The 13,660-nt window shown below is 30.4% G+C and carries 18 protein-coding genes; 15 read left to right on the top strand and 3 right to left on the bottom strand.

Features of this window, described 5'->3' with window-relative positions; genetic code table 11:
- Positions 1-14: 14 nt before the first annotated feature.
- The 15 genes from ACQPUW_RS04440 to ACQPUW_RS04510 all read left to right on the top strand — a co-directional run bounded on the left by ACQPUW_RS04440 (position 15) and on the right by ACQPUW_RS04510 (position 11,547).
- Complete coding sequence (locus tag ACQPUW_RS04440) at positions 15-1,379, top strand: ethanolamine ammonia-lyase subunit EutB (RefSeq protein ID WP_430834485.1); 1,365 nt, start codon at positions 15-17, stop codon at positions 1,377-1,379.
- 14 nt (positions 1,380-1,393) lie between these two features.
- On the top strand, positions 1,394-2,278 hold the full coding sequence (eutC, locus tag ACQPUW_RS04445) for an ethanolamine ammonia-lyase subunit EutC (RefSeq protein WP_430836294.1): 885 nt from the start codon (positions 1,394-1,396) through the stop codon (positions 2,276-2,278).
- Between the two features lie 20 nt (positions 2,279-2,298).
- Positions 2,299-2,952: an ethanolamine utilization microcompartment protein EutL gene (gene eutL / locus ACQPUW_RS04450; RefSeq protein ID WP_221858812.1), complete on the top strand. Its 654-nt coding sequence runs from the start codon at positions 2,299-2,301 to the stop codon at positions 2,950-2,952.
- Between the two features lie 12 nt (positions 2,953-2,964).
- The gene (locus ACQPUW_RS04455; RefSeq protein WP_430836295.1) at positions 2,965-3,699 is read left to right on the top strand and encodes a BMC domain-containing protein; all 735 of its coding nucleotides are present in this window, start codon (positions 2,965-2,967) and stop codon (positions 3,697-3,699) included.
- A complete protein-coding gene (locus tag ACQPUW_RS04460; RefSeq protein WP_430836296.1) occupies positions 3,699-5,165 on the top strand; it encodes an acetaldehyde dehydrogenase (acetylating) in 1,467 nt (488 codons plus the stop codon). The genes ACQPUW_RS04455 and ACQPUW_RS04460 overlap by 1 nt, the downstream gene beginning before the upstream one ends.
- 87 nt (positions 5,166-5,252) lie before the next feature.
- Positions 5,253-5,537 carry an ethanolamine utilization microcompartment protein EutM gene (gene eutM / locus ACQPUW_RS04465; protein ID WP_195971225.1) on the top strand — a complete coding sequence of 95 codons (285 nt, stop codon included), beginning with the start codon at positions 5,253-5,255 and terminating at the stop codon, positions 5,535-5,537.
- An 81-nt stretch (positions 5,538-5,618) separates the two neighbouring features.
- Positions 5,619-6,410 carry a cobalamin adenosyltransferase gene (locus ACQPUW_RS04470; RefSeq protein ID WP_430836297.1) on the top strand — a complete coding sequence of 264 codons (792 nt, stop codon included), beginning with the start codon at positions 5,619-5,621 and terminating at the stop codon, positions 6,408-6,410.
- Between the two features lie 13 nt (positions 6,411-6,423).
- Positions 6,424-7,047, top strand: coding sequence for an ethanolamine utilization phosphate acetyltransferase EutD (gene eutD, locus ACQPUW_RS04475; protein WP_430836298.1), 624 nt, complete (start codon positions 6,424-6,426; stop codon positions 7,045-7,047).
- Positions 7,048-7,072: 25 nt separating this feature from the next.
- The gene (locus tag ACQPUW_RS04480; protein ID WP_430836299.1) at positions 7,073-7,747 is read left to right on the top strand and encodes a TIGR02536 family ethanolamine utilization protein; all 675 of its coding nucleotides are present in this window, start codon (positions 7,073-7,075) and stop codon (positions 7,745-7,747) included.
- Between the two features lie 13 nt (positions 7,748-7,760).
- Positions 7,761-8,033, top strand: coding sequence for a EutN/CcmL family microcompartment protein (locus ACQPUW_RS04485; RefSeq protein ID WP_204595424.1), 273 nt, complete (start codon positions 7,761-7,763; stop codon positions 8,031-8,033).
- On the top strand, positions 8,026-8,577 hold the full coding sequence (locus ACQPUW_RS04490; RefSeq protein WP_430836300.1) for a BMC domain-containing protein: 552 nt from the start codon (positions 8,026-8,028) through the stop codon (positions 8,575-8,577). Before ACQPUW_RS04485 ends, ACQPUW_RS04490 begins: the two co-directional genes overlap by 8 nt.
- Before the next feature lie 18 nt (positions 8,578-8,595).
- The gene (gene eutH, locus ACQPUW_RS04495) at positions 8,596-9,693 is read left to right on the top strand and encodes an ethanolamine utilization protein EutH (protein ID WP_430836301.1); all 1,098 of its coding nucleotides are present in this window, start codon (positions 8,596-8,598) and stop codon (positions 9,691-9,693) included.
- Positions 9,694-9,720: 27 nt separating this feature from the next.
- Positions 9,721-10,188 (top strand): cupin domain-containing protein, encoded by a 468-nt coding sequence (locus ACQPUW_RS04500; RefSeq protein WP_204595440.1) that lies wholly within the window; start codon positions 9,721-9,723, stop codon positions 10,186-10,188.
- Between the two features lie 161 nt (positions 10,189-10,349).
- Positions 10,350-10,859 carry a hypothetical protein gene (locus tag ACQPUW_RS04505; RefSeq protein ID WP_430836302.1) on the top strand — a complete coding sequence of 170 codons (510 nt, stop codon included), beginning with the start codon at positions 10,350-10,352 and terminating at the stop codon, positions 10,857-10,859.
- A 52-nt stretch (positions 10,860-10,911) separates the two neighbouring features.
- Positions 10,912-11,547, top strand: a complete 636-nt coding sequence (locus ACQPUW_RS04510) for a TIGR01906 family membrane protein (RefSeq protein ID WP_430836303.1) — start codon at positions 10,912-10,914, stop codon at positions 11,545-11,547.
- Positions 11,548-11,586: 39 nt separating this feature from the next.
- On the opposite strand, the gene ACQPUW_RS04515 is transcribed toward ACQPUW_RS04510, so the two are convergent.
- The 3 genes from ACQPUW_RS04515 to ACQPUW_RS04525 form a co-directional block, all read right to left on the bottom strand.
- Entirely contained in the window at positions 11,587-12,450 is an 864-nt protein-coding gene (locus ACQPUW_RS04515) for an SDR family oxidoreductase (RefSeq protein WP_430836304.1), read from the bottom strand.
- Between the two features lie 146 nt (positions 12,451-12,596).
- The gene (locus ACQPUW_RS04520) at positions 12,597-12,938 is read right to left on the bottom strand and encodes a YmaF family protein (protein WP_430836305.1); all 342 of its coding nucleotides are present in this window, start codon (positions 12,936-12,938) and stop codon (positions 12,597-12,599) included.
- 233 nt (positions 12,939-13,171) lie between these two features.
- Positions 13,172-13,513, bottom strand: coding sequence for a YmaF family protein (locus ACQPUW_RS04525; RefSeq protein ID WP_430836306.1), 342 nt, complete (start codon positions 13,511-13,513; stop codon positions 13,172-13,174).
- Positions 13,514-13,660: the final 147 nt, after the last annotated feature.

The following is a 13,660-nucleotide window of genomic DNA, read 5'->3' on the forward strand; positions in this document are numbered from 1 at the left end:
GAGGAGAACAACAGATGATTTTAAAAACTAAATTATTTGGACGTACTTATGAGTTTAAGAACTTATATGATGTAATGGCAAAGGCTAATGAAGAAAAATCTGGTGATAAGTTAGCTGGTTTATCAGCTGAATCATCAGAAGAAAGAGTTGCAGCTAAAGTTGTTTTAGCTAGTATAACTTTAGAAGATTTAAGAAATAATCCAGCAGTACCTTATGAAATAGATGAGGTTACAAGAATAATCCAAGATGGAGTAAATGAAAAAATTTACGAAGAAATAAAGTCATGGACAGTTTCAGATTTAAGAGAATGGATTTTAGATGATAAAACTACTTCTTTAGATATAAGAAGAATTTCAAGAGGATTAACTTCAGAGATGGTAGCAGCTGTAACTAAGCTTATGTCAAATATGGATTTAGTTTGTGGTGCTAAAAAGATTGAAGTTACAGCACACTGTAATACAACAATAGGTAAAAAGGGAACATTATCTGCAAGACTTCAACCAAATCATCCAACAGATGATCCAGATGGAATACTTGCATCTTTATTAGAAGGATTAACTTATGGTATTGGAGATGCAGTTTTAGGACTAAACCCAGTTGATGACTCTGTTGAAAGTGTTGTTAAAGTATTAAATAGATTCCAAGAAATAAAGGAGAAATTTAATATTCCAACTCAAAACTGTGTACTTGCTCATGTAACTACACAAATGGAAGCAATAAGACAAGGAGCACCAACTGACCTTATATTCCAATCAATAGCAGGTTCAGAAAAGGGAAATGAGGCATTTGGATTTAATGCAGCTACTATAGAAGAAGCTAGACAATTAGCATTAAAACAAGGTACAGCTTCAGGACCAAATGTAATGTATTTTGAAACTGGACAAGGATCAGAACTTTCATCAGAAGCTCACCATGGAATAGACCAAGTTACAATGGAAGCTAGATGTTATGGATTTGCTAAGAAATTTGAGCCATTCCTAGTTAATACAGTTGTTGGATTTATAGGACCTGAATATCTGTATGATGGAAAGCAAGTAATAAGAGCAGGCCTTGAAGATCACTTCATGGGTAAACTTTCAGGATTACCAATGGGATGTGATGCTTGTTATACAAATCATATGAAAGCTGATCAAAATGATATAGAAAATTTAGCTGTATTACTTACAGCAGCTGGATGTACTTACTTCATGGGAATTCCTCATGGTGATGATGTAATGCTTAATTACCAAACAACAGGATATCATGAAACAGCAGCACTTAGAGAAATGTTTGGATTAACAGCAATAAAAGAATTCGATGAATGGATGCAAAATATGGGCTTTATTAAAGATGGTAAATTAACAGATAAAGCTGGAGATGCATCAGTTTTATTAGGATAGGAGGATCATACGCCATGAATGAAAAAGAATTAAAATTAATGGTTGAGCAATTAGTAAGCCAGATGGTTGGAAGTGGTAATACTGACATAATAAATGAAGCTATAAATAAAGTTTCTAAGACAGTTATAGATACAGAAGGATGCCTTGATGACATTACTGAAATAGATTTAAAGAAGCAGCTATTAGTAAATAACCCAAAGGATAGAGATGCTTATTTAGATATGAAAGCTAGAACACCAGCTAGACTTGGAACAGGAAGAACTGGATGTAGATACAAAACTATAACTGCTTTAAGAGTTAGAGCTGACCATGCAGCAGCACAAGATTCAGTATTCTCATATGTAGCAGAAGATTTTGTAAAAAAGAATAATATGCTTTCACTTGAGACTTTATGTGAAGATAAAGATACTTATTTAACTAGACCTGACCTTGGAAGAAAGTTCTCAGAAGAAACTCTAAAATTAGTTAAAGAGAAGGTTGGAACTAACCAAAAGGTTGTAATAATGGTAGGTGATGGACTAAGTTCAGCAGCTATAGAAGCAAATATAGAAGATATTATTCCTTCAATAAAACAAGGGCTTAAGATGTATGGAATTGAACCAGCAAAGGAAATAATATTTGTTAAACATTGTAGAGTAGGAGCTATGGATCAAATTGGAGAAGCTACTGGAGCAGATGTTGTTTGCTTATTAGTAGGTGAAAGACCAGGACTTGTAACTGCGAAATCAATGTCAGCATATATAGCATATAAGCCAACTATAGGTATGCCAGAAGCAAAGAGAACTGTTATATCAAATATTCACGAAGGTGGAACAACAGCAGTTGAGGCAGGAGCTCATATAGCAGAATTAATTAAAACTATGCTACAGAAGAAAGCTTCAGGAATCGACCTTAAATAGATATTTAGGAGGAAAAAGTTTTGAAGAATGATGCAATAAAAGTAAATGTATTAAGTACAAAAATAATATCAAATGTTAGTCCAGAAATGGCTAAAAAGCTTAATTTAGAATCACATCATAAAAGTCTTGGATTAATAACTTCAGATTGTGATGATGTTACATACACTGCTTTAGATGAAGCTACAAAAGCTGCTGAAGTTGATGTTGTATATGCAAAGTCAATGTATGCAGGAGCAGGAAATGCTTCAACTAAACTTGCAGGGGAAGTAATTGGTATAATTGCAGGTCCAAGTCCAGCAGAAGTAAGAAGTGGACTTAACGCAGTTATTGATTTTATAGAATTTGGACCAAGCTTTATAAGTGCAAATGATGATGATTCAATAGTGTACTATGCGCACTGTGTATCTAGAACAGGTTCATACCTTTCAAAGGTTGCAAACATAAGAGAAGGAGAAGCATTAGCTTATCTAGTTGCTCCACCTCTTGAAGCAATGTATGCATTAGATGCAGCACTTAAGGCAGCAGATGTTGAGTTATGTGAATTCTTTGAACCGCCAACAGAAACAAACTTTGGAGGAGCATTACTTACAGGATCACAATCAGCTTGTAAAGCAGCTTGTGATGCATTTGCAGAAGCTGTAAGAAGTGTTTCAGAGAATCCATTAGGATTTTAGTAGGCAAAACTTATGAATGAAGCATTAGGCCTTATAGAAGTAATAGGATTAACTCAAGCTATTGTTGCTGCTGATGAAGCTGTAAAGTCTGCAAGTGTCAATATACTTGGCATTGAAAAAGTTACAGGTGGAATAGTAACAGTTAAGATTATAGGAGATGTAAGTGCTGTAACTGCTGCTGTAGAATCAAGTAAGTCAATGATTGAACATAGTGGAAACTTAAGAAGTGCACATGTAATCTCAAGACTTCATGAAGATGTATTTAGCATAGTAGAAGAAATAAATACTAATAATAGGATTTTTAAAGATCAATTAGATATTAATAAAAAAGAATCTAATGTTGTAGACAATGTAGAGATTCAAGGATTAGAAGTTGAAACTTTAATTACACAATCAGATATAGAGATTGAGAATGTTAAAGAAGATCTAAAAATTGAAGAAATACAGGTTGAAAACTTAGATATAGAGATTGAAAAAGTCCAAGAAGTAGATGAAATAGAAAAATTAGAAGTTATAGATGAAAAGGAAGATAAGGAAGATGTATTAGTTAATTCAGTAAAAAAAGAAGTGCCTAATACAGTAAATCAACTTAGCAGAGAAGAATTATTAAAAATGACTGTTAAAGAACTTAGAAGATTAGCCTTAACTTTAAAACCAGCAAAGACTTCAAGTAAAATAAAATATCTTAAAAAAGAAGAATTAATAGAGTTACTATTAAAACTAAGCAAAGAAGAGGGGCGTAATTAATGGAACTTTTAGATAAAGATTTATTATCCCTGCAAGAAGTTAGAACTTTAATTAAGGATGCCAAGGAAGCTCAAGAGAAACTAAGCAATATGAGCCAAGAAGAAATAGACAGAATTGTTAAAGCTATTGCAGACGCAGGATATGAAAATGCAGAAAAGCTAGCTAAAATGGCAAATGAAGAAACTGGATTTGGAAAATGGGAAGATAAAGTTATAAAGAATGTTTTTGCATCAAAGATGGTATATGAATCACTTAAAGATACAAAGACAGTTGGAATAATCAATGAAGATAAAGAAAATAAAGTTATGGAAATTGGTGTTCCAGTAGGAGTAGTTGCAGGACTTATTCCTTCAACAAATCCAACATCAACAGTAATTTATAAAGCTATGATAGCTCTTAAAGCTGGAAACTCAATTGTATTTTCACCACATCCAAATGCAAAAAATGCAATTTTTGAAACTGTTAGAGTTATAACAGAAGCTGCAATTAAAGCAGGATGTCCAAAAGGTGCAATTGGTTGTATGACAATTTTAACAATGCAAGCTACAGATCAATTGATGAAACATAAGGATACAGCATTAATTCTTGCAACTGGTGGAGAGGCAATGGTAAAGGCTGCATATTCATCAGGAACTCCAGCTATTGGAGTAGGTCCAGGAAATGGTCCAGCATTTATAGATAAGAGTGCTGATATAAGACTTGCAATTAAAAGAATAATTGATTCAAAGACTTTTGATAATGGAACAATATGTGCTTCAGAGCAATCAATTGTAATTGAAAGAGCAATGGAAGCTGAAGTTGTAAGAGAATTAACTTCTCAAGGAGCTCATATATTAAGCGAATTAGAAAGCAAAAAACTTTCAAAGTTTATAATGAGAGCAAATGGAACTATGAATCCTCAAATAGTAGGTAAGAGTGTTGAAGCAATTTGTGCTTTAGCAAACCTTGAAGGAGTTCCAAGTGGAACAAAAGTTTTAGTAGCTAGAGAAAGTAAAGTTGGACATGATGTTCCTTTCTCAAGAGAAAAACTTACACCAATACTTGCCTTCTATGTTATGGACAACCTAGAAGAAGCTATCAACATATGTAGAGATATTCTATTAAATGAAGGTGCTGGACATACATTTAGTATGCATGCTAATAATGATGAATTAGTTAAGAGATTTGCTCTTAAAATGCCAGTATCAAGAATGGTTTTAAATACACCAAGTACTCTTGGAGGAATTGGTGCAAGCACTGGACTAATACCTGCATTAACATTAGGTTGTGGTGCAATCGGTGGAAGTTCAACTTCAAACAATATAGGACCACTTGATCTTCTAAACATAAAGAGAGTTGCAGTAGGAACTTTAGAGTTAGATGATTTAAGAGGAAATGCACCAAAGAGTGCTGAGAACATTAGTCTAGATGACAAAGAAGAATTAATAAACTTATTAGTTAAAAGAATACTTAAAGAATTAAATTAATTTACCAAAATAAAAATAGCTTACAATAAAAAAATTATTAATAAAGAATAAAAAATAAAGTATATGAAAATTTAGGAGGAATTTATTATGGCAAACGCAAACGCATTAGGAATGATAGAAACTAAAGGATTAGTAGGAGCAATTGAAGCAGCTGACGCAATGGTTAAAGCAGCTAACGTACAATTAGTAGGAAAAGAACAAGTAGGTGGCGGATTAGTTACTGTAATGGTAAGAGGAGATGTTGGAGCAGTTAAAGCTGCAACAGATGCAGGAGCAGCAGCTGCTGAAAGAGTAGGAGAATTAGTATCAGTTCACGTAATCCCAAGACCACACTTCGAAGTTGATGCTATATTACCAAAGGTTACTGAATAGTTTAAATAAATCTTTATAAGATGTGCTACCTGAAATTAAGGTAGCATATTTTATAGATTTTTGATAGGAGATGTTAGTAATATGGCAGTATTAACGGAAAGTGAAATCAGAAACAGATTAAAAAGAGCAGATTTAAATGAGGTTAAGGAATTTGTCATAGAAAAAGGACAGATAATAACACCTTCTGCAAAATCATATTTAGCTGAAAAAAATATAGTTTTAAAATATAAGGGTGAAGAAGAAAAGAATAATTCATCTAAATATAGAGAGCAAAAAAGAGTTGAATTTAAAGAAATAAAATCAGAAGAGCCTAAAGAAAAAAAGTACAAGTATGTTACAGTTTTTGGGACAAAGCTTGATTATAAACCTGAGCATATGACACATTTAAAAGGAAATCTTCTAGTATTTAAGGACCATAAAAGAATAGCCTTTAGAGGTAAGATGGATACACTAGAGTCAAAAATTTTAGAGAGTCAAATTTTATGTCAAAAAAATGGGATACCAAAGCTTGTAGATGAGCTTCAAGAGATATTAATATTTGTAAGAAATATAGTAAGAGCAGAAGTTTTAGATGAAGATCTTAATGAATTTATTCTTTTAGGACTTAAAGAAGATGAATTAAGAGCTCAATCACATAATCCTAAAAAATACTTTGGTATAGGACATGAATTTCCAGATTACAGAATGGGTGAAGTAGTTGTTTCAATAAATAGCTTAAGAGCCTTAACTAGAGAAGTAGAGCTTGCTGCATTTGAAGCATTTAAAGGCGAATATGGAAGTGTTAATAGAGAAGATATAATAAGAGGATTAAATAGATTGTCATCAGCATTCTGGATTATGATTTTTAAAGTTAGAACAAATAAGTACAAGTAACCAGGAGGACGAAATGAAAGATCTATTAAATAGCATTATAGATGAAGTTGTAAAGAGAGTTAAAGATGAAGCATTTATAGAAGTAGAAGCTTCAGGAAGACATGTTCATTTAACTGAAAGAGATGTAGAAAGATTATTTGGAGCTAATTATAAGCTTACTAAGATAAAAGATTTATCTCAGCCAGGGCAATTTGCATGTAAAGAGAGAGTTACAATTAAGGGACCTAAGGGAAGTATTAAAAATGTTATTGTACTTGGACCTACAAGACCAGAATCACAGGTTGAAGTTTCTCTTACAGATGCGTTATCACTAGGTGTTAAACCACCAATTAAAATAAGTGGTGAACTTTTAGATACTCCAGGTATTACAATCGAAAGTGATAGAGGATCAGTTAATTTAGATAGAGGATTAATAGCAGCAAAGAGACATATACACGTCTCAAAGGAAGATGCTAAAAAATTTGAAGTTAAAGATAACGATTTAGTTAAAGTTAAGGTTTTTGGAGAAAGGCCACTAATATTTGATGATGTAGTTATTAGAGTAAGCGATAAGTACAATACTTTTATGCATATTGATTACGATGAAGCAAATGCATGTGGATTTAAATCAGGAACATTTGCAAGAATAATAAAATAGACACCTCATAAAGGAGGGAAAATATATGAATTATGATGATTTAATCAATTCAATAGTTGAAGAAGTATATAAAAAATTAAATGAAAAAGCTAATTCAATTATTAAAGATAAAATTATAGATAAGAAAAAAGCTATTGTGCTATGGGATGATAATTTAGATAATTATTCAAAGTTAAGCTCTAAGTATGAAGTAATATCATATGAAGAGGGAATAAGAGAATATGATGTAGTTATAATTTCATCATTATGTCTTAGAGGATTATCAAACTTAGCACAAGGTTCAAGTATATCAAGTGAAGAGAGATTTATCTTAAAAGCTATTATGCTTGGAAAAGAAGTATACGTAATGGAAAATGGTATAGAATACAGAAGATACAAGGATACTGCACCAGAAGAATTATATAAGAAATTTATTTCATTTGAAAGAGAATTAATAAGTTATGGTGTACATGTTATAGAAGATGTAGAGACTTTGTTACTAGATAAAAATAGTAAAGTTATTAAAGAGAGAGAAATATCAAATGTAGATATTGAGGAAAAAGTTATAGAACTTAGAAATAAGAAGCTTATTTCTGAAGGAGATTTAAAAAAGCCTCATATAAATGGAGCAAAGAAAATTATTGTTGATAAAAAGACAATGATAACTCCGCTAGCATCTGATTATATAAGGATACATCATTTAAAAGTAGAAAGAGTTTAAGAGAGGTACTACTATGGAGATAGGAAGAGTTGTAGGAAATTTATGGGCTACAAGAAAAGATGAAAAACTTAGTGGTCAAAGATTTCTAGTTGTAAAAATTTTAGAATCTAAAGATACTGTAAAAAATGGGTTATATGTAGCTTGTGATAGCGTAGGAGCTGGGAATGGAGATTTAGTTTTAATAACTAAAGGTGGTGCAGCAAGACAAGCTGTTGGTTCAAAAGATGTACCAATTGATGCGACGATTGTTGGCATAATAGATTCCCTTGATATAGACGATGAATAAGAGTATAGGGTCAATTGAATTTAGAAGTATAAGCAAAGGGATAGAAATTGCTAATGAGATGGTTAAGAGGGCGGATGTAGATGTAATTTACGCAAAAAGTATATGTCCTGGAAAGTTTATTATAATGATAAGTGGGGATGCTTCTGAGGTTCATGAGTCCGTTAATTATGGGTTAAAATTTGATAAAAAGTATATAGTTGATTCTTTTATTTTAAATAGAGTTCATGATGATATAGTAAATGGTTTAAAAAGTAAGTATAAATCAAAGGAGATTGAAGGCTTAGCTATTGGAATTATGGAGACAAATAAAGTTTGCGCTGGATTAGAAGCATTAGATAAAGCTTTAAAATCTGGAGATGTTAACTTAGTTAAGCTTCAATTGGCATTTGCAATTGGTGGGAAATTAGTTTATATATTATCAGGTACGTTAAGCAGTGTAGAGCATTCTATTAATACAGCTATTGAGGAAATAGAAGCTAAAGATATAGTAGCAACTTCAATTATTCCATCTCCAGAAGTGGAGTTTATTAGACACATAATATAATTTGAGGGGGAAAGCAAAATGAGTATTAATGAAATTATCATTTACATAATGGTATTCTTTATGGCTTTAGGAGCTATAGATAAATGTTTAGGAAATAAATTTGGGTTAGGTGAACAATTTGAAGAAGGAATAATGGCTATGGGTTCACTTGCAGTTGCAATGGTTGGAGTTATTTGTTTAGCGCCTGTACTTGCAAATGTATTAAGACCAGTAGTTGTACCAATTTTTAATGCATTAGGTGCAGACCCTGCTATGTTTGCAGGATCAATACTTGCAAACGATATGGGTGGAGCTCCTCTTGCTATGGAACTTGCAACTAACCCAGAAGCAGGTTTATTTGGAGGATTAATAGTAGGAGCAATGATGGGACCTACTATAGTATTTACTATACCAGTAGCACTTGGAATTATTGAAAAAAGAGATCAAAAGTATTTAGCTACAGGAATATTAGCTGGTGTTATAACTATACCAGTTGGGGCTTTTGTTGGAGGATTAGTTGCAGGCTTCCCAGCAATGATGGTTCTTAAAAACTTAGTTCCAATAATAATCTTTGCAGCAATAATTGCTCTAGGACTTATGAAGTTTGAAAAAGCTATGATAAAAGGATTTACTTACTTTGGTAAAGGTGTTGTAGTTGTTATAACTTTAGGTTTAGCTGCAGCTATTATAGAAGCATTAACAGGATTAGTAATTATTCCAGGAATGAATCCAATTAGTGAAGGAATTGCGATAGTTGGAGATATTGCAATAGTACTTGCAGGGGCATTCCCTCTAGTTTACGTAATAACAAAAGTATTCAAGAAACCTTTAATGGCACTTGGAAAAGTTTTAGGTATGAATGAAATTGCAGCAGCAGGAATGGTTGCAAGTTTAGCTAACAGTATTCCTATGTTTGGAATGATGAAGGATATGGATAATAGAGGTAAGATTATAAATGTTGCATTTGCAGTTTCAGCAGCCTTTGTATTCGGAGATCATTTAGGATTTACAGCAGGATTTAATCAAGATATGATTTTCCCAATGATAGTTGGAAAGTTAGTTGGTGGGGTAACAGCTGTTATCTTAGCTATGTTTATAGCAAATAAAGTATTATCAAAAGAAGAAGTTACTAAATAGAGGGTAAGGAGAAGAAGTAATATGGATATGAATAACTTAGATAAATCATTATTAGAGAAATTAGTAAGACAAATAATAGAAGAAAAAATTAATGGATCAAATGATTCAGTAGATTTTGAAAGACATAAAGACATAAGTGGAATAACTTCAGTAAAGCTTCAAACAGTTAAAGTTGATGAATCAAATAGATTAGATACAGGTAACCCAAATGATGTAGTTTATACTAAAGATGTATTCAATCTTAAAGAAAGTGAAAGATTAGGTTGTGGAATGATGGAAATGAAAGCTACAACTTTTGATTGGACTTTAAATTATGATGAAATAGATTATGTTATTGAAGGACATTTAGATGTAATTATTGATGGAAGAAAAATATCAGCAGATGCAGGAGAAATAATTCTTATACCTAAGGGTTCAAAGATACAATTCTCAGTTCCAGAATTTGCAAGATTTATGTATGTAACATATCCAGCAGATTGGGCATCACAAAACTAGAGTTATAAATTAAAAGCATTTATAAATAACACTTCTTTAAAAATCCTCTTTGAATAAAAGTCAAAGGGGATTTTTTAGCTTTACTTAATGAAACATACTATATTATATAAAAATAAAGCATACTATATTATATATATCTATAGTTAGTGGAAGGAATTATTATGAAAAGAATAAAAAATTTTGTTATAATAATATTATTACTGACAGTTTTTGGAGGATGTTATTATATATCATATGCTAATGATGATGGTGTTATAAAGTTTAAAACTTATAAAAATGAAAGATATGGGTTTTCTATAAATTATCCTAATTTTCTAGTGGAAGATAAGCCATCTACAAATAATGATGGAGTACTTTTTAAAAATAAGGATGGTACAGAAGAGTTAATAGTATTTGGATATAATAATATTGAAAATAAAAGCTTAAAGGAAACTTATGATGAAGAAGTTAGTTTAATAAATGATATAAAATATAAGAGTATGGGTGATAATTGGTATGTTATATCATGGGAAGAGGATGGAAGTATATATTATAAGAAGGTAGTAACTGGGAAAAGGTCAACAAATATATTTTCTTATAAATATCCAAGTAATAAAAAGAAATTATATGATGGAATAATAGAAGAGGGAATAAGAAGTTTTAAGACACCTCTTATTAATGAATATAACTAATTTATTATAACTAATGAATAGAGATTAATTTACTATATAGTTGGAGGGGTTTATGAAGAGAAAATTAAAGGAAATAGTATTTTCTTTATATATGTTTTTATTTGCATTAGTAACAAGTGTATTATTTGTATTAAATGCAACTATAATATATAGGATATGTATATCAGCTTTTAAATTAGAAGCGAGTACTGGAATTTCAGCAAATGCGCTTATGGAGGATTATACAAGGGTTATTAATTACTTAAGGAATCCTTTTAATAATAGTCTTAAGTTTGAGAATTTTCCTATGAGTGAACAAGGAGCATATCATTTTTTTGAAGTTAAAAACATATTTTTCGTAATAGAAATTTTGTTTGTTATATTTTGTATTATAGCTATAATACTTTATATAATGAATAGGATGAATGTTTTTAGTTTTCCAATGAGAAGTCTGAGCTACTTATTTAATACTACAATAATAATATTTGGATCACTTTTAGTAGGATTTTACATTAATTTTAATTATGTATTTAATAAGTTCCATGAAATATTTTTTAATAATGATTATTGGATATTTGATGAAAGAACTGATCCTATAATTACGGCATTACCAGAAGAATTTTTTATGATTTGTGGAATAGCATGCATAGTATTTACTATAGGAATTGCATTAGTTTCAAAATTAATATATATAAAATATAAAATATAAAAGAAAAACTCTAAAGTTATAGTACTTTAGAGTTTTCTTTTATATTATGTTAAAATCCTTCAAGCATTTATATATGGATTCTTCAGTAGATTGGAAATATACAGAATTATTTCTTAATTTCTCATTTGATATTCTAAGATCTCTATCTTTATCTTTGAATCTTTCAAAATCTTTAATAAGAAGTGAGGTTTCTCTATCTTTAATATTAAGGAATTCTAATACTTTAAGAGCTACATCATATGTTGAAAGATTATTTTCACTTCCAAAATTATAGTCTCCATAAGGTGCTTCAAGTAATTTTTCAAAATTTGATATAACATCATAAGCATAACTTATTCCACGAAATTCATCTGGCGAAAAGGCTAGAGGTTCATTTTTAATAAAACTATTTAAAATATTACATAGAATATTCTTGTTAATCTTTTTATCCTTTTCAGGTAATGAGAATAACCAAGTTAATCTTAGATTATAATAGGTATCTAAGATTTCTTTTATTGATTTTTCAGACCTAAGTTTAGATAATCCATAAACATTATTTGGAGAGGGGATAGTTTTCTCTGTGTAGGGCCCTTTCTCTAAATTACCATTATAAATTTGGTCACTACTTGCAAATACAAGAGTAGAGCCATTTAAGCTACATCCTTTAGCTATATTAAATGTACCTTCAAAATTTACTTTTTCACAAAGAAGGGGATCACTTTCACAAACACCAGTATCAGAAATAGCAGCAGAATGAAAGACTATATCAATTTTATTATTCTTAAAGAAATTAAATACTTTATTTTCATCTGTAATATCTAAAAAATTATGAGATCCCTTTATTACTTCATACTTATCTTTATAAGTTTCTATAAATCTAGAAGCTAAAAAACCATTACTTCCTGTAACTAAAATTTTTTTCATAATACACCTCATCCTTAATAATTTATAATAATATTTTAAATTTAAAGTTAATAAAAAACAATGAAAACACATGAAGGTATTAGAATTTTAGGAATTAAAAGAAAAACAAAGAGCAGAATATTACACTGCCCTTTTATATTAAAAAGTTAACATTCAACGAAGATAGGTGCTTCTATTAAAGTTGCAAAAATAAATTCATGTCTATGTCCATCTTCACAGTTTGTAACAGCAAATACAAAGTGAACATGCCTTCCTTCTCCAACAGGAATTGCAGGGCCAGTAAAAACGTCTATAAAGTGGAAATGATCGAAGAAATCAGTTCTTGTACATATTTTATGGACATGACTGTTTCCTCTTTTTATAGCTTGTCCACTAACTCCAGCAAAACGATGATTATGAACATCCTCTGATCCTAATTCAGCTAATCTTGTACTTCCTAAAAATTCGTGAACGTGTCTTTGTATATCATCATCACAATGTGATCTCATAAAATCAACTCCTAGATATTTTAGTTATAATACATAATATACTGGAAGTAGAATAAGTGTTACTATTTTTCATAATATTTTATAGAATTAAAGAAAGATATAATGGGATTAGATTTATTTGTTATAAGGGAGATATTAAGTATAAATCTCTTAATGAATTATGAAACTTTAAGGAACTTAAGTAAAACAAAGAGTAGCATATATGCTACTCTTTTATATTTTATATTAGAAAGTTATGCTTCAGTAAAAATAGGTGCTTCTATTAAAGTTGCAACAATAAATTCATGAACATGGCCATCTTCCTCTTCTGTAGTAGCAAATACAAAGTGAACATGTCTGCCTTCTCCAACAGGAATTGCAGGTCCAGTCCAAACGTCTATAAAATGAAAATGGTCAAAGAAATCAGTTCTTGTACATATTTTATGAACATGACTGTTTCCCTTTCTCTTAGCTTGTCCAGTAACTCCAGCAAAACGATGATTATGAACATCCTCTGATCCTAATTCAGCTAATCTTACACTTCCTAAAAATTCATGAACGTGTCTTTGCATATCATCATCACAATGTGATCTCATAAAATCAACTCCTATATATTTTAGTTACAATACATAATATACAGAAAGTAGAATAAGAGTTACTACTTTTCATAATATTTATAGTGTTAAAAATATAATAATTTATATATGATAGATAAAAAATAAAAATAATAAAAATACATTTTA

Source organism: Clostridium sardiniense (assembly GCF_050584765.1).
GTDB classification, from domain to species: Bacteria; Bacillota; Clostridia; order Clostridiales; family Clostridiaceae; genus Clostridium; species Clostridium sardiniense_A.

What these genes read in the sequence shown, in the direction of transcription:
- ACQPUW_RS04470 (WP_430836297.1), top strand. Translation starts at nt 5,619, where the DNA reads ATGGCAGTATTAACGGAAAGTGAAATCAGAAACAGATTAAAAAGAGCA.
- ACQPUW_RS04510 (WP_430836303.1), top strand. Translation starts at nt 10,912, where the DNA reads ATGAAGAGAAAATTAAAGGAAATAGTATTTTCTTTATATATGTTTTTA.
- eutM (WP_195971225.1), top strand. Translation starts at nt 5,253, where the DNA reads ATGGCAAACGCAAACGCATTAGGAATGATAGAAACTAAAGGATTAGTA.
- ACQPUW_RS04490 (WP_430836300.1), top strand. Translation starts at nt 8,026, where the DNA reads ATGAATAAGAGTATAGGGTCAATTGAATTTAGAAGTATAAGCAAAGGG.
- ACQPUW_RS04485 (WP_204595424.1), top strand. Translation starts at nt 7,761, where the DNA reads ATGGAGATAGGAAGAGTTGTAGGAAATTTATGGGCTACAAGAAAAGAT.
- eutC (WP_430836294.1), top strand. Translation starts at nt 1,394, where the DNA reads ATGAATGAAAAAGAATTAAAATTAATGGTTGAGCAATTAGTAAGCCAG.
- eutD (WP_430836298.1), top strand. Translation starts at nt 6,424, where the DNA reads ATGAAAGATCTATTAAATAGCATTATAGATGAAGTTGTAAAGAGAGTT.
- ACQPUW_RS04515 (WP_430836304.1), bottom strand. Translation starts at nt 12,450, where the DNA reads ATGAAAAAAATTTTAGTTACAGGAAGTAATGGTTTTTTAGCTTCTAGA.
- ACQPUW_RS04520 (WP_430836305.1), bottom strand. Translation starts at nt 12,938, where the DNA reads ATGAGATCACATTGTGATGATGATATACAAAGACACGTTCACGAATTT.
- eutH (WP_430836301.1), top strand. Translation starts at nt 8,596, where the DNA reads ATGAGTATTAATGAAATTATCATTTACATAATGGTATTCTTTATGGCT.
- ACQPUW_RS04455 (WP_430836295.1), top strand. Translation starts at nt 2,965, where the DNA reads ATGAATGAAGCATTAGGCCTTATAGAAGTAATAGGATTAACTCAAGCT.
- ACQPUW_RS04500 (WP_204595440.1), top strand. Translation starts at nt 9,721, where the DNA reads ATGAATAACTTAGATAAATCATTATTAGAGAAATTAGTAAGACAAATA.
- ACQPUW_RS04480 (WP_430836299.1), top strand. Translation starts at nt 7,073, where the DNA reads ATGAATTATGATGATTTAATCAATTCAATAGTTGAAGAAGTATATAAA.
- ACQPUW_RS04440 (WP_430834485.1), top strand. Translation starts at nt 15, where the DNA reads ATGATTTTAAAAACTAAATTATTTGGACGTACTTATGAGTTTAAGAAC.
- ACQPUW_RS04460 (WP_430836296.1), top strand. Translation starts at nt 3,699, where the DNA reads ATGGAACTTTTAGATAAAGATTTATTATCCCTGCAAGAAGTTAGAACT.
- ACQPUW_RS04505 (WP_430836302.1), top strand. Translation starts at nt 10,350, where the DNA reads ATGAAAAGAATAAAAAATTTTGTTATAATAATATTATTACTGACAGTT.
- ACQPUW_RS04525 (WP_430836306.1), bottom strand. Translation starts at nt 13,513, where the DNA reads ATGAGATCACATTGTGATGATGATATGCAAAGACACGTTCATGAATTT.